Below are 20,201 nucleotides of genomic sequence, written 5' to 3'. Positions count from 1 at the left end.
TGGCTGGATTACTCCATCATCTTCTCAATCGGCAGAACCAGGATCGAGCTGGCGCCGAGCGCTTTCAGTTTTTCCATGGTTTCCCAGAACAGGGTTTCGCTGCTGACCATGTGCATCGCGACGCGCTGCTTATCGCCCGCCAGCGGCAGGATCGTCGGGCGCTCGGCGCCTGGCAGCAGAGCCACCACTTCTTCCAGACGCTCGGTCGGCGCGTGCATCATGATGTATTTCGATTCCCGCGCCTGGATAACGCCCTGAATACGGGTCAGCAGGCGGTCAATCAGCTGCTGTTTGGCATCAGCGATGTCGCCGTCGCGCTGAATCAGGCAGGCTTTGGAGCGGAACATCACTTCCACTTCGCGCAGGCCGTTGGCTTCGAGGGTTGCGCCGGTAGACACCAGGTCGCAAATCGCGTCGGCGAGGCCCGCGCGCGGGGCGACTTCAACGGAGCCGTTCAGCAGGCAGGACTTAAACGAAATGCCTTTCTGATCGAGGTAGCGCTTCAGCAGGTGCGGGTAGGAGGTGGCGATACGCTTGCCGTCCAGCGCCGCCGGGCCGTCCCAGCGCTCGTCCGCCGGCGTAGCCAGCGACAGGCGGCAGCCGCCGAAGTCCAGGCGACGCAGGGTGAAGTAGCGCGGGTCTTCGCCCTGAGCGCGGCGGCTCAGCAGCTCTTCTTCCAGCACGTTTTCGCCGATAATGCCCAGATCGACCACGCCGTCCATAATCAGGCCCGGGATATCGTCATCACGCACGCGCAGAATATCGATCGGCATATTTTCTGCCAGCGCAATCAGGCGCTGAGTGTGCAGATTCACTTTGATGCCGCAGCGGCTCAATAATTCGCGTGAATCTTCGCTCAGGCGGCCTGATTTTTGAATAGCTATGCGTAAACGGCTGTTGTCTAACATTCTTCTTTTCCTCTTATACCTGTCTGAATCTGTCCGAATTTAATTCAAAAAAAAGCCCCCGGAAGTAAATCTTCCGGGGGCTCTCTTTGCGTTCATGCACCTCTGGAAGATCCAAACGTCTTCCAGCACACATCGCCTGAAAGACTAGTCAGGATGATGGTGATGATGGTGGTTTTTAGATTGAACGCAGTTCATAAAATTCTCTTTGAATGACTATGCATTTGATGCCTTTAACCTAAACCAGTTCAGCGGCATAAAGCAAGGGCTTTTTACTATCATTAATTCATTTCATATTCACCGAAGAAATTGTCAGCCGCCGCCGGCTGGCGTAGCCTTAAGTCAGCACAGCGAAAGAGCCAGGAGCCAGAGTATGAAAAAGGTCGCGATTGTCGGATTAGGATGGTTGGGTATGCCCCTTGCGCTATCGTTGATGGCGCGTGGGTGGGAGGTGACCGGCAGTAAGACGACGCAGGATGGCGTGGAGGCGGCGCGGATGTGCGGAATTGACGGCTATCCGCTGCGTCTTGAACCGCAGCTGGTGTGCGACACCGAAGATCTGGATGCATTAATGAACGTCGATGCGCTGGTGATCACCTTGCCGGCTCGCCGTACCGGGCCGGGGGAGGATTTCTACCTGCAGGCGGTGCAGGAAATTGTGGATACCGCGTTAGCCCACCACGTTCCGCGAATCATTTTTACCAGCTCCACCTCGGTGTATGGCAACGCCAGCGGCACCCTGAAAGAGGGCGCCCCCCGCAATCCGCAAACCGCCAGCGGCAGAGTGCTTAAAGAGCTGGAGGACTGGCTGCATAACCTTCCGGGAACCTCGGTCGATATTTTACGCCTCGCCGGGCTGGTGGGGCCATCGCGCCATCCGGGACGTTTCTTTGCCGGTAAGTCGGCGCCGGACGGCCAGCAGGGGGTCAATCTGGTCCATCTGCAGGACGTTATCGCCGCGATTGAGCTGCTGCTGCAGGCCCCGAAGGGCGGACACATCTATAATATATGTGCGCCAAAGCATCCCGCTCGCGGCGTCTTCTATCCGCAGATGGCCCGCGAACTTGGCCTGCCGGCACCGGTGTTTGCCGATAATCCGCACGGCGATACCGGCAAGATTATCGACGGCAACCGCATCTGCTATGAGCTGGGGTTTGAGTATCAGTACCCGGACCCGCTGGTCATGCCGATGGAGTAATCAGTCAGCGGGAGATCGCGAACCGTAAGGGGGCGGCGATGAAACCACTGCTGGATGTCCTCGTTATTCTGGATGCGCTGGAAAAAGAGGGGAGCTTTGCCGCGGCGTCGGCAAAGCTGTATAAAACGCCCTCCGCGCTGAGCTACACCATTCATAAGCTGGAAAGCGATCTTAATATTCAGCTGCTTGACCGCAGCGGACACCGCGCGCGCTTTACCCCCAGCGGCCAGCTGCTGCTGGAAAAGGGGCGCGAAGTGCTGCACACCGCGCGGGAGCTGGAAAAACAGGCGATTAAGCTGCACCAGGGCTGGGAAAACGCGCTGGTCATTGCCGTGGACCCCACCTTTCCCTTCTCTTTACTGGCGCCGCTGGCGGGTCAGTTTTATCAGCAGCACCAGCTGGCGCAGCTGCGCTTTAGCCGCGAGACCGTTAGCGGCCGCTGGGAGGCGCTGGTCGAAGGGCGGGCGGATATCGTGGTCGGCGCGTTAAGCGATCCGCCAGCCCTCAGCGGCTACGGTTTCACTTCGCTCGGCGAGCTGGAGCATATTTTTGTCGTCGCCCCGCAGCATCCGCTGGCGCAGCTGCCGGAACCGCTGAGCTGGCGAGTGATGAAGCGCCACCGGGCCATTATCTGCGGCGGCGGCTGGCCGTCCGCTGACGATCGGGAGAATCTGGCGGCGTTTGATTTTCCCGGCCTGCTGGCGCTGGTTTCCGCCGGTCTTGGCTGGGGCTATCTACCGCGCTACCTGGCCCAGGCCCAGCTTGACCTCGGCGAGCTGATAATGAAGGAGGTTGCCGCCCATCAGCCGCTCTACCGGGCGTGGATTGGCTGGCATGAGGACGCATCCGGCCTCGCCAGCGAATGGTGGCAGAATGCTGTTTTAGCAAATAATGCTATTCGCAGGATATACAATACTAAAATTGTATGAATATTAGGCTGTTAAATAATTTCTGCAATTTTTTGGCTCTTCTACGGCTTGTCATCCGGCCAGTAAATGTTGCAAAATACGCGGCCTGAAAAACAGAAACTAGCCGACGCTTTTTAAAGTGTCGGTTATTTTTTTGCTTTAAAGACACATCATTCAATACCAAGAGGCCGGGCTTCGTACCGGATAGATATTTACTAAAAACCGACAGTTGTTGTCGCTGAGGAATACACAGAAATGGGGCAATTTTTTGCTTACGCGATGGCTTTCGCCGTAAAAGGGGATGACCACAATGTCGCATAACGCTACTCCAAAAACCTCTCGCGTGGAATTACGTAAAACGCTTACGTTGATTCCGGTTGTCATGATGGGCCTGGCCTATATGCAGCCGATGACGCTGTTCGATACGTTTGGTATCGTCTCTGGATTGACTGACGGTCACGTTGCGACGGCCTACGCCTTCGCGCTGATCGCAATTCTTTTCACGGCGCTGAGCTACGGTAAACTGGTTCGTCGTTTTCCGTCTGCAGGCTCCGCCTACACCTACGCTCAGAAATCTATCAGCCCGGCCGTTGGCTTTATGGTTGGCTGGTCATCGCTGCTCGACTATCTGTTTATGCCGATGATCAACATCCTGCTGGCGAAGATTTACTTTGAAGCGCTGATGCCTTCCGTTCCGTCGTGGATCTTCGTGGTGGCGCTGGTCGGCTTTATGACCGTGTCCAACCTGCGCAGCATCAAGGCCGTGGCGAACTTCAATACCCTGATTGTGGTTCTGCAGATGGGCATCGTGGCGGTTATCGTCGGCCTGATTATCTACGGTATCATGCACGGTGAAGGCGCCGGTACGCTGACCAGCACCCGTCCGTTCTGGTCCGAAGGGGCCCACGTGGTGCCGATGATTACCGGTGCGACCATTCTGTGCTTCTCGTTCCTCGGCTTTGACGGTATCTCTTCTCTGTCTGAAGAGACCAAAGACGCAGAGCGGGTGATCCCGAAGGCTATCTTCCTGACCGCGCTGATTGGCGGGATGATCTTCATCGGCGCATCATACTTCCTGCAGCTGTACTTCCCGGATATCTCGCGCTTTAAAGATCCGGATGCGTCGCAGCCTGAAATCATGCTGTACGTGGCGGGCAAAACCTTCCAGTGGGGCGTGCTGATCTTCTCCAGCGTGACCGTTCTGGCTTCCGGTATGGCCGCACACGCGGGCGTTTCCCGTCTGATGTACGTGATGGGCCGCGATGGCGTATTCCCGACCAGCTTCTTCGGCTACGTTCACCCGAAATGGCGTACCCCGGCGTTTAACGTGCTGCTGGTGGGTGCCATTGCGCTGCTGGCGATTAAATTCGACCTGGTCACCGCGACGGCGCTGATTAACTTCGGGGCGCTGGTGGCCTTCACCTTCGTTAACCTGTCGGTCATTTCGCAGTTCTGGATCCGCGAGAAGCGTAACAAGACTCTGAAAGACCACGTTAACTACCTGGTGCTGCCAACCTGTGGCGCGCTGACCGTTGGCGCACTGTGGGTCAACCTGGAGCAGAGCTCTATGGTTCTGGGCCTGATTTGGGGCACCATCGGCCTGGTCTACCTGGCCTGCGTAACCCGTCGTTTCCGTAACCCGGTTCCGCAGTACGAAGACATTGCCTGATCGCGCATCAGAATGAAAAAAGCCGGGGGGAGACCTCCGGCTTTCTTGTTTCTGGCGGATGTCGATCTTCCCGGCTCGCGCTACGCTTAGCCGGACTACAGGTTCACCGCTGCTCACGGTCTGGTAGCCCGGGTAAGGCGTGTACGCCGCAACCCGGGATTCCCGGGCACGAGTTCATGTGGTTTTGCGGGCCGGTAGCCCGGACAGATGCGCAGCATCGCCTCCGGGAGATTCGGCAGAAATGTGGGCGATTTACTTCTCCTGCTGCATCACCTTAAGCAGCGCATCCAGCAGGCCGGGAAAACGCGCCTCCAGATCCTCCCTGCGTAGCGAAATCATATTCTCCCGTCCCTGAGGGCGCTGCCATATCACGCCGCTATCGCGCAGCACGCGCCAGTGGTGGGTCATCGTCGACTTCGCCACATCTTCATGACGTAGCGCGTTGCAGCTCTGCTCGCTGCCGTCGGCGAGGCTGCGGATGATTTCCAGCCGCATCGGATTGCCAAGGGCAAAAAGAACATTTTCAAGGCGGATTTGTTCACGTTCGGGGTGATTGGCGATCATAATATTCCTGTGTCGGCGGTTGCTCTGCTCCGCGGAACAGCAGCCCGTATCGGCGGCTGGCCGGTAATATACCCAAACTCAATCGCTAAAGCCACGCGCGGTGGTGCAGCTTCACCGATAGTAACGATAGCAAAAATAGTTCGAATATACTCGTACAGTTGTACTATGATAGAGGCCGTTGAACGAACCGCGGCCATTTCGCCGCTCACTGACAGTCAAAATGACTAAGGACGCATCATGCCCCGACCCATCCCCCTCGAACGTTATCGCAACATCGGTATCTCCGCGCATATCGATGCCGGTAAAACCACCACCACTGAGCGCATTCTGTTCTATACCGGAATGAGCCATAAGCTGGGTGAAGTACACGATGGCGCGGCAACAACCGACTGGATGGCGCAGGAGCAAGAGCGCGGGATAACCATTACCTCCGCCGCGGTAAGCTGCTTCTGGCCAGGCATGGACCGCAGCTTTGAGCCGCACCGGATTAATATCATCGACACCCCAGGGCACGTCGATTTTACCATTGAAGTCGAACGCTCTATGCGGGTGCTGGACGGCGCGGTGATGGTCTACGACTCCGTCGGCGGCGTGCAGCCGCAGTCGGAAACCGTCTGGCGGCAGGCGAACAAGTATCACGTCCCGCGGCTGGCCTTCGTCAATAAAATGGACCGCCCCGGCGCCGATTTCTTCCGCGTGGTGCAGATGATGATCGACCGCCTGAAGGCCAACCCGGTGCCGGTGGTGATTCCCGTCGGCGCCGAGGAGCATTTCGTTGGGGTCGTGGATCTCATCAAAATGCGCGCCATTTTATGGGACGATGCAACCCAGGGGATGACCTTCAGCTATGTGCCGGTGCCGGACGAGCTGCTGGCAACCGCCCGCCAGTGGCGGGAGAAAATGGTCTCAGCGGCGGCGGAAGCCAGCGATGAGCTGATGGACAAATACCTCGAAACCGGCGATCTGAGCGAGGCTGAGATCGTTGCCGGGCTGCGTAAGCGCACCGTTGCCGGAGAGATCCAGCCGGTGCTGTGCGGCAGCGCCTTTAAGAATAAAGGCGTCCAGCGGATGCTCGATGCGGTCATTGAACTGATGCCGTCCCCGCTGGATATCCCGGCGATTCAGGGCGTTGATGAGCAAGGCCGGCCGGCGGAGCGTCATCCTGCCGACGATGAACCGCTTTCGGCGCTGGCGTTCAAGCTGATGACCGACCCCTACGTGGGCCAGCTGACCTTTATCCGCGTCTATTCCGGCACCCTGAAGAAAGGGGATGCGGTGTATAACCCGGTTAAAGGTAAAAAAGAGCGTATCGGCCGCATCGTGCTGATGCACGCCAACGATCGCCACGAGGTGGACGAGCTGCACGCCGGCGATATCGCCGCCTGCGTTGGCCTGAAAGACGTCACCACCGGCGACACGCTGTGCGATCCGAACGCGATCGTCACCCTCGAGCGAATGGAGTTTCCGGAGCCGGTGATTTCGCTGGCTATCGAGCCGAAAACCAAAGCGGATCAGGAGAAAATGGGTATCGCGCTGCAGCGCCTGGCAGCGGAAGATCCGTCGTTCCGCCTGCACACCGACGAGGAGTCCGGGCAGACGATTATTTCCGGGATGGGCGAGCTGCATCTGGAAATTATCGTTGACCGGATGCGCCGTGAATTTGGCGTTGAGGCGAACATTGGCCGTCCGCAGGTGACCTATCGCGAGACGATCCGCAAAACGGTGAAAGAGGTGGAAGGTAAATTCGTCCGCCAGTCCGGCGGCAAGGGGCAGTACGGCCACGTGGTGCTGACTCTCGAACCGCTGGAACCCGGCAGCGGCTTCGTCTTTGAAGATGCCACCAAAGGCGGGGTGGTGCCGCGCGAGTACATTCCTTCGGTGGAAAAAGGCCTGCGCGAAGCGATGGGCACCGGCGTGCTGGCAGGCTATCCGGTGGTGGACGTCAAAGCGACCCTGACTTTTGGTTCGTACCACGACGTCGACTCCTCGGAAATGGCCTTCCGCATGGCGGCCATTTTCGGCTTCAAGGAGGGCGCGCGCAGGGCCGACCCGGCGATCCTCGAACCGGTGATGCACGTGGAAGCGGAAACGCCGGAAGAGTACGCCGGTAATATTATGGGCGATCTCTCTTCACGCCGCGGCATGGTGCAGGGGATGGAAGAGCGCTTCGGCAGCCAGATTATTCGCGCCGACGTGCCGCTGGCCGAGATGTTCGGCTATTCCACGACGCTACGCTCGATGTCCCAGGGGCGGGCGACCTACAGCATGGAGTTCCATCATTACGCGGAGGCCCCGCGTAACGTGGCGGAGGCGATTATCGCCAGCCGCGCGAAAGGGTAAATAACCGTTCCCGGCCTGCATCGCGCAGTCCGGGAATTTATTTATTCTAAACAATATCCTGCGCGTACTGCCACAGCGCTTTCACCAGCGTCAGTTTTTCATTATCGTCAGCATACTGCTGCTGCAACGTCTGCAGCTCATCGGCATAAGCCTGCAAAAACTCCGGCGTAAACACCTCCCGACGATGCTCTAACCAGCGCTGCTGCTCGGCTTCATCAAGGCTGCCGGGGAAGTTTCGCGCGCGATAGTTAAACAGCAGGCGTTCGATACGCGGGTCGGCGAAGGTAATGTCCAGCGCCGGCAGGTTGCGCGGATCGGTCTCCAGCACAATCTTCATCGCCGCGCGGTCGGCATCGCTGAAGAAGCCGTTGTAGAGCTGGGTATCGACGTTATCGGAAGGCACAAACGGCTCAGCTTCGGCAAAAATGGCCACCACTTTTTCCCGCACCTGCGGCTGGCCGCGCAGCAGCTGCAGGTTATCGAGGCAGCGCTGGCGGTTGATGCCCAGACGCTCCGCGTCTTCCGGGCGCAGCGTATTGGCCTTGGCCAGCACCGGGCATTTATTGAGGTGGACCAGCTTGACCGGTACCGCTGGCAGGTCGCCGAGGTCGGCTTTGGCGGTATACAGCCGCTCGCGCAGCGCGTCGGCGTCCAGCTCCAGCAGCGGCGACATATCGCCGGCAAGGTCAACCATAATCACCGCATTGCGATTATCCGGATGCCACGCCAGCGGAGCCACCCAGCTGGTGTTGCCGCGCGCGGCGCCGAACATCCCGGAGACGTGGACCAGCGGCGTCATCTGCGGCACGTCAATCAGCGTCGCCAGCTTGCGCTTATTGCGGAAGGTGTAAAGGTAGTCGAACAGGCGAGGCTGTCGGGTTTTGACCAGTTTCGCCATGGCGATAGTGGCATACACGTCGGCCATCGCATCGTGGGCGTTACTGTGCTCGATGCCGTTGGCCACGGTCAGATGCTCAAGGCGAAAGCTGGGCAGGCCGTCGTCGTTTTCCGGCCAGTTGATGCCTTCCGGGCGCAGCGCGTAGCAGGCGCGCATCACGTCCAGCAGGTCCCAGCGCGAGTTATCGTGCTGCCAGCTCCAGGCGTAGGGATCGTAGAAGTTGCGATAGAAAATATTGCGGCTGACTTCGTCATCGAAACGCACGTTGTTGTAACCCACAATGCAGGTCTTTGGCACCGTGAACAGGTCGTGAATGCGGCGGGCAAAGGCGGCTTCGTTGTCGCCTTTGGCGATCGCTTCCTGCGGCGTGATGCCGGTAATCATCACCGCCTGCGGCTGCGGCAGATAGTCGTCAGCCGGCTTGCAGTAGAACACCTCGGGCTCGCCGATGACGTTAAGATCCGCGTCGGTGCGGATAGCGGCAAACTGCGCCGGCCGGTCAAGGGCCGGACGGGTGCCAAAGGTTTCGTAGTCGTGGAATAAAAATCCGGGCTGATTGGCGCTATCTTGCATAGTCTGTCTATTTTCCGTGGTGGTTGGCGTCCGTACTCTATAAATCGTGCGCGGTAAGCGACAAATCTGTCCGCAACGGATCTGCACGCCGTGTCGCAGCGGCCCGTAAGGCCGGTGCTCAGGGATGAGCCGTGTCATAACGCCAACGCACATGCTGCTGAAGTATGACGCGCTATGGTAAACGATTTGCCCGGGCATCAGAAGGGCGTCGGCCGCGCAGGGCGTTTCTCGTGTCATATTTTCTTGCAATTAAACCATGATATGAAAGGAGAACTTCCGTAAAAAGGACGGCGAATCTGTAAATCTTGAGGATATGCCGTTGAAAGGCCGTTTTTTTATTGCTGTAACTTTGCTCGCTTCGAGCGTTTCTTGCGCCTTTGCCGCTAATGATTTTCCCGTCACCGTGACGCCGCCTTCCATTCAGGCAGGCTCCTGGGTGTTGATGGACTACACCACCGGTCAGATCCTGACCGCCGGTAACGAACATCAGCAGCGCAATCCCGCCAGCCTGACGAAACTTATGACCGGCTACGTCGTTGACCGCGCCATCGACAGCCACCGCATCACCTTTGACGATATGGTCACCGTCGGCAAAGATGCCTGGGCGAAGGGCAACCCGGTATTTGATGGTTCATCGCTGATGTTCCTCAAGCCCGGCGATCGGCTTAGCGTCCGCGATTTAAGCCGCGGGCTCATCGTTGACTCCGGGAACGACGCCTGCGTGGCGCTGGCCGACTACGTTGCCGGCGGCCAGCCGCAGTTCGTCGCCCTGATGAACGAATACGTGCAAAAGCTGCACCTGCAGGATACCCATTTTGAAACCGTACACGGGTTGGACGCGCCGGGGCAGCATAGCTCGGCCTACGATCTGGCGGTCCTGTCGCGGGCGATTATTCACGGCGAGCCTGACGTGTACCACATGTACAGTCAGAAAAGCCTGACGTGGAACGGGATCACCCAGCAGAACCGCAACGGCCTGCTGTGGGATAAAACCATGAACGTCGATGGCCTGAAGACCGGCCATACCTCCGGCGCCGGTTTTAACCTTATTGCTTCTGCCGTCGACGGCCAGCGCCGCCTGATTGCGGTGGTGATGGGGGCCGAGAGTCCGAAAGGGCGCGAGCAGCAGGCGGCCAAACTGCTGCACTGGGGCCAGCAAAACTTCGACACCGTCCAGGTGCTGCAAAAAGGCAAGAAAGTGGGCAGCGAGCACATCTGGTATGGCGATAAGGAGCAGATCCAGCTCGGCACCGACCAGGACTTCTGGTTAGCGCTGCCGAAGTCGGAGGTTTCGCGAATCAAGGCCAAATATGTGCTGGATCAGAAAGAGCTGGAAGCGCCGATCGCCGCCAATCAGCGGGTCGGCGAAATTTCGCTCTATGACGGCGACAAGGTCGTGGCCCACTGGCCGCTGGTGACGCTGGAAAGCGTTGGCAAGGGCGGCGTGTTCTCGCGCATGAGTGATTATCTGCACCACAAGCTGTAGCTCCCGGCGCCGCTCTCCTGCGGAGCGGCACCCTTTCTCGCCCCACGCCGTTGTGGCGCTGGTTGGCGATTCGTTTAGTTTCAGTCAATTACCTTACCTGCTCACCCTTTAAGGAAATTCTCCGGCGCCCGTGCGCCTGAAATGGAGCTGGGAAGATGAAATTTTTCGCGCGTAGTGCGCTTTCTCTGGGGCTTGCGGCCGTTTTGAGTCCCGCAGGCTTTGCCTCTGGTCTGGTTCTGGCCGATAACGACGTCCGCAATGATTTAGCCTGGTTATCCGATCGCGGAACCCTGTCGCTGAGTTTATCGACCTGGCCCCTGAGCGAAGAGGAGATCGGCCGCGCGCTGGCCAACGCGCATCCGACAACGCCCGCAGAGAGGGTAGTGCTGAGCCGGGTGAACCAGCGCCTGAGGGCGTTAAAAGCCGACCTGCGCGTCACCGGCTATAGCTCAACCGACAGGCCGGGAACGCCGCAGGGCTTCGCCGAGTCCTGGCCTGCCGACCACTCGCTCTCCGTCGCACTCAATAACAGCGGCGAATGGTGGGACCTGCACCTGCAGGGCAACGTTGAAGGAGACAAGCGCATCGGCAACGGCTCCAACGTCAACGCCAACGGCGCCTACGGGGCGGTAAAGCTGTGGAACCAGTGGCTGGCGTTTGGGCAAATTCCGCAGTGGTGGGGCCCCGGCTATGAGGGGAGCCTGATTCGTTCCGACGCCGCGCGGCCGATGACCGGCTTTTTGCTGCAGCGCGCCGAGCAGCGGGCTCCGCAGAGCGCCTGGCTAAGCTGGATTGGCCCCTGGCAGTACCAGCTTTCCGCCAGCCAGATGAGCCAGTACGCGGCGGTACCGCATACCAGGGTCTTCGGCGGCCGCCTGACGGTCTCGCCCTTTACCTCGCTGGAGCTGGGCGCCTCGCGCATTATGCAGTGGGGCGGCGAGGGTCGCCCGTCCTCCTTTGGCAGCTTCTGGGAGGGGCTTACCGGGCGAGATAACACCGGCGATTCGGCGGACGACCCGGGCAATCAGCTGGCGGGATTTGATTTTAAACTTAAGCTGGCGCCGACCACCGGCTGGCCGGTAAGCGTCTACGGGCAGATGATCGGCGAGGATGAGGCCGGATACCTGCCGTCTGCCCATCTTTACCTCGGCGGCGTCGAAGGGCATCACCAGTGGAACAGCAGCGCGATCAACTGGTATCTGGAGGCGCACGATACCCGCTCGAATATGGGGCGCACCAACTACATCTATAACCACTTTATCTACAAAGATGGCTACTACCAGCAGGGTTACCCGCTAGGCGACGCGATGGGCGGCGACGGGCGCCTGTACGCCGGCAAGGTCGAGCTGGTGACCGAGGAGGATCAGCGCTGGAGCGCACGGCTGATCTACGCCGAGGTGAACCCGAAAAATCAGCGGATTAATAAAGCCTTCCCGCACGCCGATACTCTAAAAGCCGTACAGTTAGGCTGGAGCGGGGACGTGATGCCCACCGTGCGTCTCAGTACCTCCGTGTGGTATACCGACGCTAACCACAGCGACAGCGACGATCTGGGCGCCAGTATGGGGATTGAGCTCCCTTTTAGCCTGTAACCGCCGGCGGCGATTTTCGCCGCCACGCTTCCGGTATGACGTCGGGCAGAGCCTGGTAGACGATCGGCCGCATCCGCGGCAGGGGGCTTGGATTCTGCCCGACGTCGTCGTTTGCTGACGGGTACCAGGCTATCCTGGAGAAACGGGCAAAAAAAACCGGTCATGCCGCACCCGCTTGCGGCAGGTATCCACGCCGGCGCTAGCGCAGAGGCCAGCCCGGCAGCGCCGGACGGCCCAACCCTTGAGTCAATTATCCGTTCTGCGTGCCGGCTTTCTGAATCATTTTTCAACCCCGGCCAATGGCGACTCTGTGAATCCGCGCACATACTGTTTTTTAGCTGCCTGCTACATTGTATGTATATTTATACAGTATTTTCTATCAATCGCGGAGGCAATATGAACTACAGCGTTAAGTCCGTTGGTGCGCGTAAAATCGCCGGTTTTCATATGGTGGGACCCTGGGAGCAGACCGTTAAGCAGGGCTTTGAGCAGCTGGCGGTATGGGTCAACAGCCGCCAGATCCCGGCACGGGAGTGGATCGCTGTCTATTACGATAACCCGGAGCAGGTTGCGGCAGAGAAGCTGCGCTGCGACACCGTGGTGACGGTGGACGACGACTTCGCCATTCCTGCCAATAGCGAAGGAGTGATCCTGACCGAGATCGCCGGCGGAGAGTACGCTATTGCCCGCGCGCGGGTGCTGAATCATGATTTCGCCACGCCCTGGCTGCAGTTCTTTGAGAATCTGCTGCAAAGCAAAGAGTACCAGCTGGCGGCAAAACCCTGCTTTGAGCTCTATCTTAACGACGGCAATCGCGACGGCCACTGGGATATCGAAATGTACGTGCCCGTTGAGCATATCGGCGGGTAGGCGCTTATCCACGGAATAAACAAGGTTTCTTACATTAGCGTGATGCTTGCGGTGAAAAAGCAGTTACAATCGGCTTTTTCTTCTTAGCGGAGAGGATTGTGCGCGCTGATAAATCACTTAAGCCTTTCGAAATTCGCCTGTATCGCCATTACCGAATCGTGCATGGCATCCGCATCGCGCTGGCTTTCGTTCTCACCTTTTTACTGGTACGACTGCTGAACATACCGGAAGGCACCTGGCCGCTGATTACGCTGGTGGTGGTGATGGGGCCGATATCGTTCTGGGGCAACGTGGTGCCGCGTGCGTTTCAGCGTATCGGCGGCACCATCTTCGGCTCTGCGCTTGGGCTGGTGGCGCTCAAGCTGGAGCTTATCTCCCTACCCGTGATGGTGCTGTGGTGCGCGGCGGCGATGTTCCTCTGCGGCTGGTTGACCTTAGGGAAAAAGCCCTATCAGGCGCTGCTGATCGGCATCACGCTGGCGGTGGTGGTAGGGGCGCCGCCGGGGGACATGAACACCGCGCTGTGGCGAAGCGGCGACGTTATCTTCGGCTCCCTGCTGGCGATGCTGTTTACCGGGATCTGGCCGCAGCGGGCGTTTCTGCACTGGCGTATCCAGATGGCAAATTACGTCACTGCCCTTAATCGCCTGTATCAGGCCGGGATCTCACCAAACCTGGTCGAGCGCCCGCGGCTGGAAAAACACCTGCAAAAAGTCCTCAACGACGTGGTAAAAATGCGCGGACTGATTACGCCGGCAAGCAAAGAGACCCATATCCAGAAGGCCATTTTCGAGGCGATTCAGACCGTCAGTCGTAACCTGGTCTGTATGCTTGAGCTGCAGGTTAATGCTTACTGGGTGTCGCGGCCGGGGCACTTTGTGATGCTAAACTCCCGTACGCTGCGCGAAACTCAGCAAATGACCCAGCAAACGCTGCTGACCATCGCCCACGCCCTCTATGAAGGCAACCCGCAGCCGATCCGGGCTAACGCTGAAAAGCTCAATGAGATCGTCGCCGAACTGCGCCAGCTTATCAAAGAGCATCCGGGCGAAAATCTCTCGGAAACGCCGATACACGGCTACGTCTGGCTAACCATAGAGATGGCGCGCCAGCTTGAGCTGCTGTCGAATTTGATCTGTCGGGCGTTGCGTAAATAAAAACCAGATACGCGACACCGACCCACAGGTTGCTTCGATTCAGCAGCATTTAGGGGTATGATAACCCTAAAGGAAAAAACATTGTCATCAGCGGCTGCTAACAGTTATGTTAGCCCTATATTGCAGTCGCTTTAGCGAATCCGAATCTCAAATATTAGGGGTATAAAAATGGAAACAACTAAGCCTTCTTTCCAGGACGTACTGGAGTTTGTTCGTCTGTATCGTCGTAAGAATAAGCTGCAGCGTGAAATTCAGGACGTTGAGAAAAAGATCCGCGATAACCAGAAGCGCGTACTGCTGCTGGACAACCTCAGCGACTACATCAAACCGGGCATGAGCGTTGAAGCTATCCAGGGCATCATTGCCAGCATGAAGAGCGATTACGAAGATCGCGTTGATGATTACATCATCAAAAATGCTGAACTCTCTAAAGAGCGCCGCGACATCTCCAAAAAGCTGAAAGTTATCGGCGAAGCGAAGGTCGAAGAGTAAGCTCCTCGACCCTGCCCGGCGGCGGTTCTCGTCGCCGGGAGTTATCCCCGGCATTCCCTCTGAACGACTCCTTTCTTGTGTATGGCGAACCGCCGTATAACGCAGACTGCTGGCCCGAACGCAGAGAATACGGGCGCAACGGTCCGCTCCCTTTAAGCGCTACGAGGAACATCATGGACACACTTTCGGCTCCCATTGCCGACATTCCGCAGCCGGATCGGGCGGCGATGGCCCAGGCGCAGCAGCATCTTGATGGTTTATTAAAACCGCCCGGCAGCCTCGGCCGCCTGGAGGCGCTGGCGGTGCAGCTTGCCGGTATGCCGGGGCTGAAAGGCCAGCTGCGGCTGGCAGAAAAAGCCATCGTGGTGATGTGCGCCGATCACGGCGTCTGGCACGAGGGCGTGGCTATCTCGCCCCAGGCAATTACCGCGATTCAGGCGAGAAACATGACCCGGCAAAACACCGGCGTTTGCGTCCTTGCGGCGCAGGCGGGGGCAAAAGTTCGGGTCGTTGACGTTGGGATCGACGCGGATCCGATCCCCGGTCTTGTCGACCTAAAAGTCGCGCGAGGCAGCGGCAATATTGCGCAAACGGCGGCAATGAGCCACGAGCAGGCGACGGCGCTGCTGCTGGCGAGTATCGCCTACACCCGCGAGCTGGCGGCTCAGGGCGTGACGCTGTTCGGCGTCGGCGAGCTGGGAATGGCGAACACCACGCCGGCGGCGGCGGTGCTGAGCGTGCTGACCGGGCGCGATGCGCAGGATACCGTCGGCATCGGGGCCAACCTGCCGCTGTCGCAGCTGGCGCATAAGGCGGAGGTGGTGCGTCGGGCCATTGCCGTCAATCAGCCGCGGGCTGAGGATGGCCTCGAGGTGCTGGCAAAGGTTGGCGGTTTCGATCTGGTTGGTATGACCGGCGTGATGCTGGGGGCCGCCTCCTGCGGGCTGCCGGTGGTGCTGGACGGATTCCTCTCCTACGCATCGGCGCTGGCGGCCTGCCGCATTGCGCCAGCCGTTCATCCCTATCTGATCCCCTCCCATCTGTCGGCGGAAAAGGGGGCGCGCATTGCGCTTGAGCATCTGCGGCTTGAGCCGTATCTGGATATGGGGATGCGTCTGGGCGAGGGGAGCGGCGCGGCGCTGGCGATGCACCTGGTGGAGGCAGCCTGTACGGTGTTTAACGAGATGGGAACCCTGGCGGAGAGTAATATCATCCTGCCGGAGAGTCGCTAAACCGCAAAGCAGGGCGCCGTCAGGCGCCCTGCTGCTATTCGGCTTACAGCGCTTTTTGCCACACGCTCTGCGGCAGCAGATAGACCTTGGCCTCGGCCTTCATGCCGTCGGTCACGATATGGTTGATACCGCTGGTCATCACCGCCAGGGTAACGTCAAAGGCGTTCAGGCTATCGCCAAAACCGGCGGTCAGGTTGAGCATCGAACCGTTGGCCATCAGGTAAAGGGTTTTAGCGCCCATTTGATAGGCGTTGATATACGGCATCACCTCTTCATGGCTGAACTGGCGCAGGTAGCCGCAGTCAATCTCTTCCGCAACGTGGCCAACGTTAAGGATAAATACGCCGTCTTTCGCTTTATCCAGCGCGCTGCTGTTAACCACTTTTTTAGCGCCGGTTGCCGTTGCGACGACGTCAGCTGAAGCCATGGCGTCCTGCAGTTCGACGACATGCCAGCCGTCGTAAGCCGCCTGCAGACGACGGGCGGGGTCGATTTCGGCGACCATCACCTGGCCCCCGAAGGCCTTCGCGGCGGCGGCAACGCCCTGGCCCACCAGGCCATAGCCGATCACCAGCACTTTTTTCTCATGCAGCGTGAGATGGGTGGTCTGGAAGAAGGTGTGCCATGCGGTCAGGCCGACCATGTGGCGGTTATGCAGGCCCTCTTTAACCGGCAGATCGTCCCAGTTAAAAATCGGATAGCCCGGGCGAATATCGCCCAGCCGGCTGACGCCTGAACCAGTCGCTTCCAGCCCGGCCACGATATTGCCAAATTCGCCCCGCTGGTGGAGCAGGGTGGTAATATCGGCCCCCATTTCACACAGATGCGTCGGCCCCCAGGCGATGGCCTTTTCCCACGACTGCTGCCAGTCAGCATCGCTCATATCGCGCCAGGCGCTGGCTTCTGCGCCGCGCGCCACCAGCCAGCTAACGACGTCGTCCTGTACGGTGGTTGGGTTGCAGGTTGTTAAAAAGACCTGCGCGCCCTTTTCCAGGATACCCTGCACCAGCGGGATCATTTTCATATCCAGATGCATACAGCAGGCCAGTCGTACCTGGCTCAGGTCGGGAAGCGCGGCTACCTGGCGCAGGGTGCGCGGCATGTTCTGGCTGGCCCATGCCACTTCTTTCTCTAAATTAATATTATTATTCAACGTATTATGCCTTCAATCCGTAGAGTGGGGGAAATTCCGAACGGAGACGATTCTAGCGCAGTACGCTGAAATCACATAGCCGGGGTCAATGGCTGGCAGGCGGACAGGGCGAGGGGGAATAGGCATGATAAATACGTGGTTGTTAAAATATGGTTAAAAAAAGAAAATAAAATATAAGTAATTCATATGACGTGAGTGAGCAGTGAAATGTTAAGCGTTTTACCTTCCGCGATGTTTTCGCGGATCCGCATTTTTATCGGTCGCCTCAAGCCGCACGCGCTGCCGGTTGCCAGAAAGCATATTCTCCTCGGCTCCCTCGGCGCAGGGACAGGGCTGGCGGTCACCAGTATGTTCAGCCACTGGCTGCTGGGCGAAGTCAACCTGTGGTTTATCGCCCCTATGGGCGCTTCGGCGGTGCTGCTGTTTGGCGTGCCCAGCAGTCCGCTGGCGCAGCCGTGGTCGATTGTCGGCGGTAACGTGCTGTCGGCGCTGATTGGCGTAACCGTGGGCGTGCTGGTGCCCAACCTTGCGCTAGCCTGCGGGCTGGCGGCCGGGCTGGCGATTGCGGGCATGTATTTCCTGCGCTGCCTGCATCCGCCGGGCGGCGCCGTGGCCCTGACGGCCATCCTCGGCGGCGCCGGCGTACACAGCGAAGGCTATCACTTCGTGCTGACGCCGGTACTGCTGAACTCCGCCATGCTGGCCCTGCTGGCGATCGTATTTAATAACCTCGTTGGGCGCCGCTATCCGCACCCGCTGGCGGCGGAAGAGGTGAAAAGCAAAGTCGTTCCGCTGGGGCTTGCGGTGACCCGCGAGGATATTCACGCCGCGCTGCTCGATGGCCAGTTCCTCGATATTGATGAAGATGACGTCCAGGAGCTGCTGGAAAATATTGAACAAAAGGCGCGCCGGCGCATGGCCGCTGCGCCGAGGGCTTAGCGCAGCCATCGGCGCGGGCCGGCGGTGAGCGGCTAAAGCTCGCCGGTCAGATACTGCGCCACGCCGCGGCCAAAACTCCAGTCGCCTTTTTGGTTGCTTATCACCGAAACCATTAAATCATCTGGGCTCAGCCCGCAGTGTTCCTGCAGCTCGGCGAGCAGCGTCGCGTAGAACAGTTGTTTTTGTTCTTCGCTGCGTGGGCTGGTGAACACCCTTACTACTACCAGCCGGTGGCTTCGCGTCAGGCCTAAACCGGTGTCCTCAATCACCATATGGTGAGGCTTGTTTTCATGAACAATCTGGTAGCGATCGCGTTCAGGTACCTTGAAGGCATGCAGTACGGCGCGGTGGGCGGCATCGAGCAGCGTTTTTATTTCATCTTCACTGCGACCTTCGATCACGTCAAATGTCAGGAGCGGCATAGCAGGTCATCCTTATTGTCTTATGTACGATGAGTGGACAAAACCGATGCTATCCAATGTGACGACGGGCAAAAACCGCTATATTTGAATTCATTGTTTTTACAGGTGAACAATCGAGATGAGCGATCCGCGCCCCGACGTTTTCTGGACCCATTTGTACTGGCTCACGGTGCTGGAAGAGCAGAAGAGCTACACCCGCGCGGCGGAAAAACTGGCGGTCAGTAAATCGGCAGTCAGCCAGAAAATCAGCGAGCTGGAGCGGGTAACCGGCAAGACGCTGGTCCACCGCACCACCCGCAGCGTGACGCTCAGCGAAGACGGGCTCAGGCTGGTGGCTGAGCTGAACGCGCCCTTTGGCCAGCTGCGCGATATCTTTAACGGCACCCGTGATGAGGAGGGGCCGCTGCGCGGTACGCTGCGGGTGACGGCCCCGGTTGCCTTTTCGCGCCAGCAGCTGGTCCCGGCGATGACGCCGTTTCTGCATCAGCATCCGCAGCTTGAGCTGCAGCTGGAGGTCACCGACCGGCTGGTATCCCTTGCCAGCGAGGGATTTGACCTCGCGATCCGTCACTGCCGACGCGAGGCGTTGCCGGATACCCACGTCGCGTGGACGCTGTGTCAAACCACCACGCTGATTGTTGCCTCCCCGGCGTATATCCGCCGCTTTGGCGCCCCGGAATCCCCCGATGCGCTACGCCATCACCAGTGTCTGACCTACCCGCGCGGTTCGCAAAGCCCGCAGTGGACGTTTGAATCTGACGACGATCGCGCCGAGCGCGTGAGCGTGCCGGTGCGCGGCCCCTTTGCCACTAATAACAGCGAATCGCTTCGCGATGCGGTGCTGTCGGGGCTTGGGATTGCGCTTTTGCCCGATTTTAGCGCCCGGGAGGCGATAGCGCGCGCAGAGGTGCAGGCGCTGCTGCCCGGCTGGCGGCCGGTGGAGGTGTTTGCCGGGAGTCTGTACGTTATTCGCCCCTACGCGCCGCGCGTATCGCGGGCGGTAGAGACCTTCAGCCGCTACCTGAAAAGTACCTTCAGCTAAGATTTTGCAGCTCGGTCGCCAGCGCCTGGCGGAAGCGGGAAAGCAGATCTTTTTCGCCAGCCAGGTGCTGGGCGAGGGTGATGGTTTTATCCGCGTGGTAAATCCGACCGCTGCCCAGCTGTGACTCAAAATCATTGGCCGCCTGATGCGCGGCGATCGGATCGGCATCGATCAGGATCACCGCATGCGCGAGCACCACATGACCGCGGCCCTCCGCCATCGGCCGCCAGTACTGCGCGGTCCCGGCAATTTTACGCGCCTGCTCCCTCTGACCGCAGGCGAGGTTATAGCGTCCGTCGCAAAACGAGCCGGTTACCGCCTGGAAGTGGGCATCGACGCCAAAGGTCGCCAGCGCGCGCTGCAGCAGACCGCAGAGCATCAGATAGATAGGTTCAGCGGCCTCGCCCAGAGGCTGATAGACCGGCCAGGCAAGGCTGAGATTGACAATCCCCGGCCCCTGCGGCACGAGGCCGCCGCCGGAGCGGCGCAGCCAAACCGGCCAGCCGCGCGCGGCAAAACGTTCGCTAACGGCGGAGAGCTGGCTAAATTTTCGGTAGCTGCCGGGAACCACGAATCCCTGCGGGGCCTGCCACAGCTGGGCCAGCGCTTCGCCGCCGCGGGCCCGCTCGAACAGCGGCAGCTCGGCAAGCGTCGGGTCAGCGTGGTACTGAAGCGGCAGCTGTTGATGAATGAAGCGCTGCGGCCAGCAGGCCGCTCTGTTGTGCTGGTTCATGGAGTCTCCTTAGGGACGACGGTTTCCC

21 protein-coding genes and 1 other annotated feature are annotated in these 20,201 nt (G+C 59.2%); of the genes, 13 read left to right on the top strand and 8 right to left on the bottom strand.

Annotation, left to right across the window (positions count from 1 at the left end; translation table 11 throughout):
- Window positions 1-8: 8 nt before the first annotated feature.
- Together hisG and hisL are read right to left on the bottom strand one after the other, a co-directional pair.
- On the bottom strand, window positions 9-908 hold the full coding sequence (gene hisG, locus GVK32_RS16205) for an ATP phosphoribosyltransferase (protein WP_041146363.1): 900 nt from the start codon (window positions 906-908) through the stop codon (window positions 9-11).
- Between the two features lie 46 nt (window positions 909-954).
- Window positions 955-1,077: a sequence feature (His leader region), on the bottom strand.
- A complete protein-coding gene (gene hisL / locus GVK32_RS16200) occupies window positions 1,053-1,103 on the bottom strand; it encodes a his operon leader peptide (RefSeq protein ID WP_115193915.1) in 51 nt (16 codons plus the stop codon). It overlaps the preceding feature by 25 nt.
- A 175-nt stretch (window positions 1,104-1,278) precedes the next feature.
- Between hisL and GVK32_RS16195 the strand changes: the two genes are divergently transcribed.
- From GVK32_RS16195 to GVK32_RS16180, 4 genes are all read left to right on the top strand, one after another.
- Entirely contained in the window at window positions 1,279-2,103 is an 825-nt protein-coding gene (locus GVK32_RS16195; protein WP_159870310.1) for an SDR family oxidoreductase, read from the top strand.
- A 38-nt stretch (window positions 2,104-2,141) separates the two neighbouring features.
- Window positions 2,142-3,032 carry a LysR family transcriptional regulator gene (locus GVK32_RS16190; RefSeq protein WP_159870313.1) on the top strand — a complete coding sequence of 297 codons (891 nt, stop codon included), beginning with the start codon at window positions 2,142-2,144 and terminating at the stop codon, window positions 3,030-3,032.
- A 234-nt stretch (window positions 3,033-3,266) separates the two neighbouring features.
- Window positions 3,267-3,332, top strand: a complete 66-nt coding sequence (gene yoeI / locus GVK32_RS29555; RefSeq protein WP_115193916.1) for a membrane protein YoeI — start codon at window positions 3,267-3,269, stop codon at window positions 3,330-3,332.
- Complete coding sequence (locus GVK32_RS16180) at window positions 3,322-4,680, top strand: APC family permease (protein WP_041146360.1); 1,359 nt, start codon at window positions 3,322-3,324, stop codon at window positions 4,678-4,680. Before yoeI ends, GVK32_RS16180 begins: the two co-directional genes overlap by 11 nt.
- Window positions 4,681-4,932: 252 nt before the next feature.
- On the opposite strand, the gene GVK32_RS16175 is transcribed toward GVK32_RS16180, so the two are convergent.
- On the bottom strand, window positions 4,933-5,244 hold the full coding sequence (locus tag GVK32_RS16175; protein ID WP_159870315.1) for a helix-turn-helix transcriptional regulator: 312 nt from the start codon (window positions 5,242-5,244) through the stop codon (window positions 4,933-4,935).
- Between the two features lie 237 nt (window positions 5,245-5,481).
- Between GVK32_RS16175 and fusA the strand changes: the two genes are divergently transcribed.
- Complete coding sequence (gene fusA / locus GVK32_RS16170) at window positions 5,482-7,584, top strand: elongation factor G (protein WP_159870317.1); 2,103 nt, start codon at window positions 5,482-5,484, stop codon at window positions 7,582-7,584.
- A gap of 46 nt (window positions 7,585-7,630) precedes the next feature.
- Here fusA and sbcB read toward each other — a convergent pair whose 3' ends face one another.
- Entirely contained in the window at window positions 7,631-9,055 is a 1,425-nt protein-coding gene (gene sbcB, locus GVK32_RS16165) for an exodeoxyribonuclease I (protein WP_159870319.1), read from the bottom strand.
- Between the two features lie 249 nt (window positions 9,056-9,304).
- Window positions 9,305-9,475, bottom strand: a complete 171-nt coding sequence (locus tag GVK32_RS29220) for a hypothetical protein (RefSeq protein WP_227697862.1) — start codon at window positions 9,473-9,475, stop codon at window positions 9,305-9,307.
- On the opposite strand from GVK32_RS29220, the gene dacD reads away from it, so the two are divergent.
- The 6 genes from dacD (at window position 9,405) to cobT (ending at window position 15,884) form a co-directional block, all read left to right on the top strand.
- The gene (dacD, locus tag GVK32_RS16160; RefSeq protein ID WP_255429493.1) at window positions 9,405-10,541 is read left to right on the top strand and encodes a serine-type D-Ala-D-Ala carboxypeptidase DacD; all 1,137 of its coding nucleotides are present in this window, start codon (window positions 9,405-9,407) and stop codon (window positions 10,539-10,541) included. The genes GVK32_RS29220 and dacD overlap by 71 nt on opposite strands.
- A 155-nt stretch (window positions 10,542-10,696) precedes the next feature.
- A complete protein-coding gene (locus GVK32_RS16155; RefSeq protein ID WP_159870320.1) occupies window positions 10,697-12,133 on the top strand; it encodes a capsule assembly Wzi family protein in 1,437 nt (478 codons plus the stop codon).
- 396 nt (window positions 12,134-12,529) lie between these two features.
- Complete coding sequence (gene sbmC, locus GVK32_RS16150) at window positions 12,530-13,003, top strand: DNA gyrase inhibitor SbmC (RefSeq protein WP_159870322.1); 474 nt, start codon at window positions 12,530-12,532, stop codon at window positions 13,001-13,003.
- Window positions 13,004-13,101: 98 nt separating this feature from the next.
- Window positions 13,102-14,160, top strand: a complete 1,059-nt coding sequence (locus GVK32_RS16145) for an FUSC family protein (protein ID WP_159870324.1) — start codon at window positions 13,102-13,104, stop codon at window positions 14,158-14,160.
- A gap of 168 nt (window positions 14,161-14,328) precedes the next feature.
- Window positions 14,329-14,652, top strand: a complete 324-nt coding sequence (locus GVK32_RS16140; RefSeq protein WP_041146350.1) for a DUF496 family protein — start codon at window positions 14,329-14,331, stop codon at window positions 14,650-14,652.
- A gap of 173 nt (window positions 14,653-14,825) precedes the next feature.
- Complete coding sequence (gene cobT / locus GVK32_RS16135) at window positions 14,826-15,884, top strand: nicotinate-nucleotide--dimethylbenzimidazole phosphoribosyltransferase (protein WP_159870326.1); 1,059 nt, start codon at window positions 14,826-14,828, stop codon at window positions 15,882-15,884.
- A gap of 43 nt (window positions 15,885-15,927) precedes the next feature.
- Here cobT and GVK32_RS16130 read toward each other — a convergent pair whose 3' ends face one another.
- Window positions 15,928-17,037, bottom strand: a complete 1,110-nt coding sequence (locus GVK32_RS16130) for an adenosylhomocysteinase (RefSeq protein WP_159870328.1) — start codon at window positions 17,035-17,037, stop codon at window positions 15,928-15,930.
- 207 nt (window positions 17,038-17,244) lie between these two features.
- Between GVK32_RS16130 and GVK32_RS16125 the strand changes: the two genes are divergently transcribed.
- Window positions 17,245-17,976, top strand: coding sequence for an HPP family protein (locus GVK32_RS16125; protein WP_159870330.1), 732 nt, complete (start codon window positions 17,245-17,247; stop codon window positions 17,974-17,976).
- Between the two features lie 32 nt (window positions 17,977-18,008).
- Here GVK32_RS16125 and GVK32_RS16120 read toward each other — a convergent pair whose 3' ends face one another.
- Window positions 18,009-18,398, bottom strand: a complete 390-nt coding sequence (locus GVK32_RS16120) for a tautomerase family protein (RefSeq protein WP_041146346.1) — start codon at window positions 18,396-18,398, stop codon at window positions 18,009-18,011.
- Between the two features lie 118 nt (window positions 18,399-18,516).
- Between GVK32_RS16120 and GVK32_RS16115 the strand changes: the two genes are divergently transcribed.
- On the top strand, window positions 18,517-19,440 hold the full coding sequence (locus GVK32_RS16115) for a LysR family transcriptional regulator (RefSeq protein ID WP_159870332.1): 924 nt from the start codon (window positions 18,517-18,519) through the stop codon (window positions 19,438-19,440).
- Here the strand turns inward: GVK32_RS16115 and GVK32_RS16110 are convergent.
- Complete coding sequence (locus GVK32_RS16110) at window positions 19,433-20,173, bottom strand: lipoate--protein ligase family protein (protein WP_159870335.1); 741 nt, start codon at window positions 20,171-20,173, stop codon at window positions 19,433-19,435. The two genes, GVK32_RS16115 and GVK32_RS16110, sit on opposite strands and share 8 nt — an antisense overlap.
- Window positions 20,174-20,201 lie beyond the last annotated feature (28 nt).

It is taken from the genome of Klebsiella sp. 18074, from assembly GCF_902705905.1.
In the GTDB taxonomy this organism is placed as follows: Bacteria; Pseudomonadota; Gammaproteobacteria; order Enterobacterales; family Enterobacteriaceae; genus Klebsiella; species Klebsiella terrigena.
This window is presented reverse-complemented; position numbering and strand designations above follow the sequence as displayed.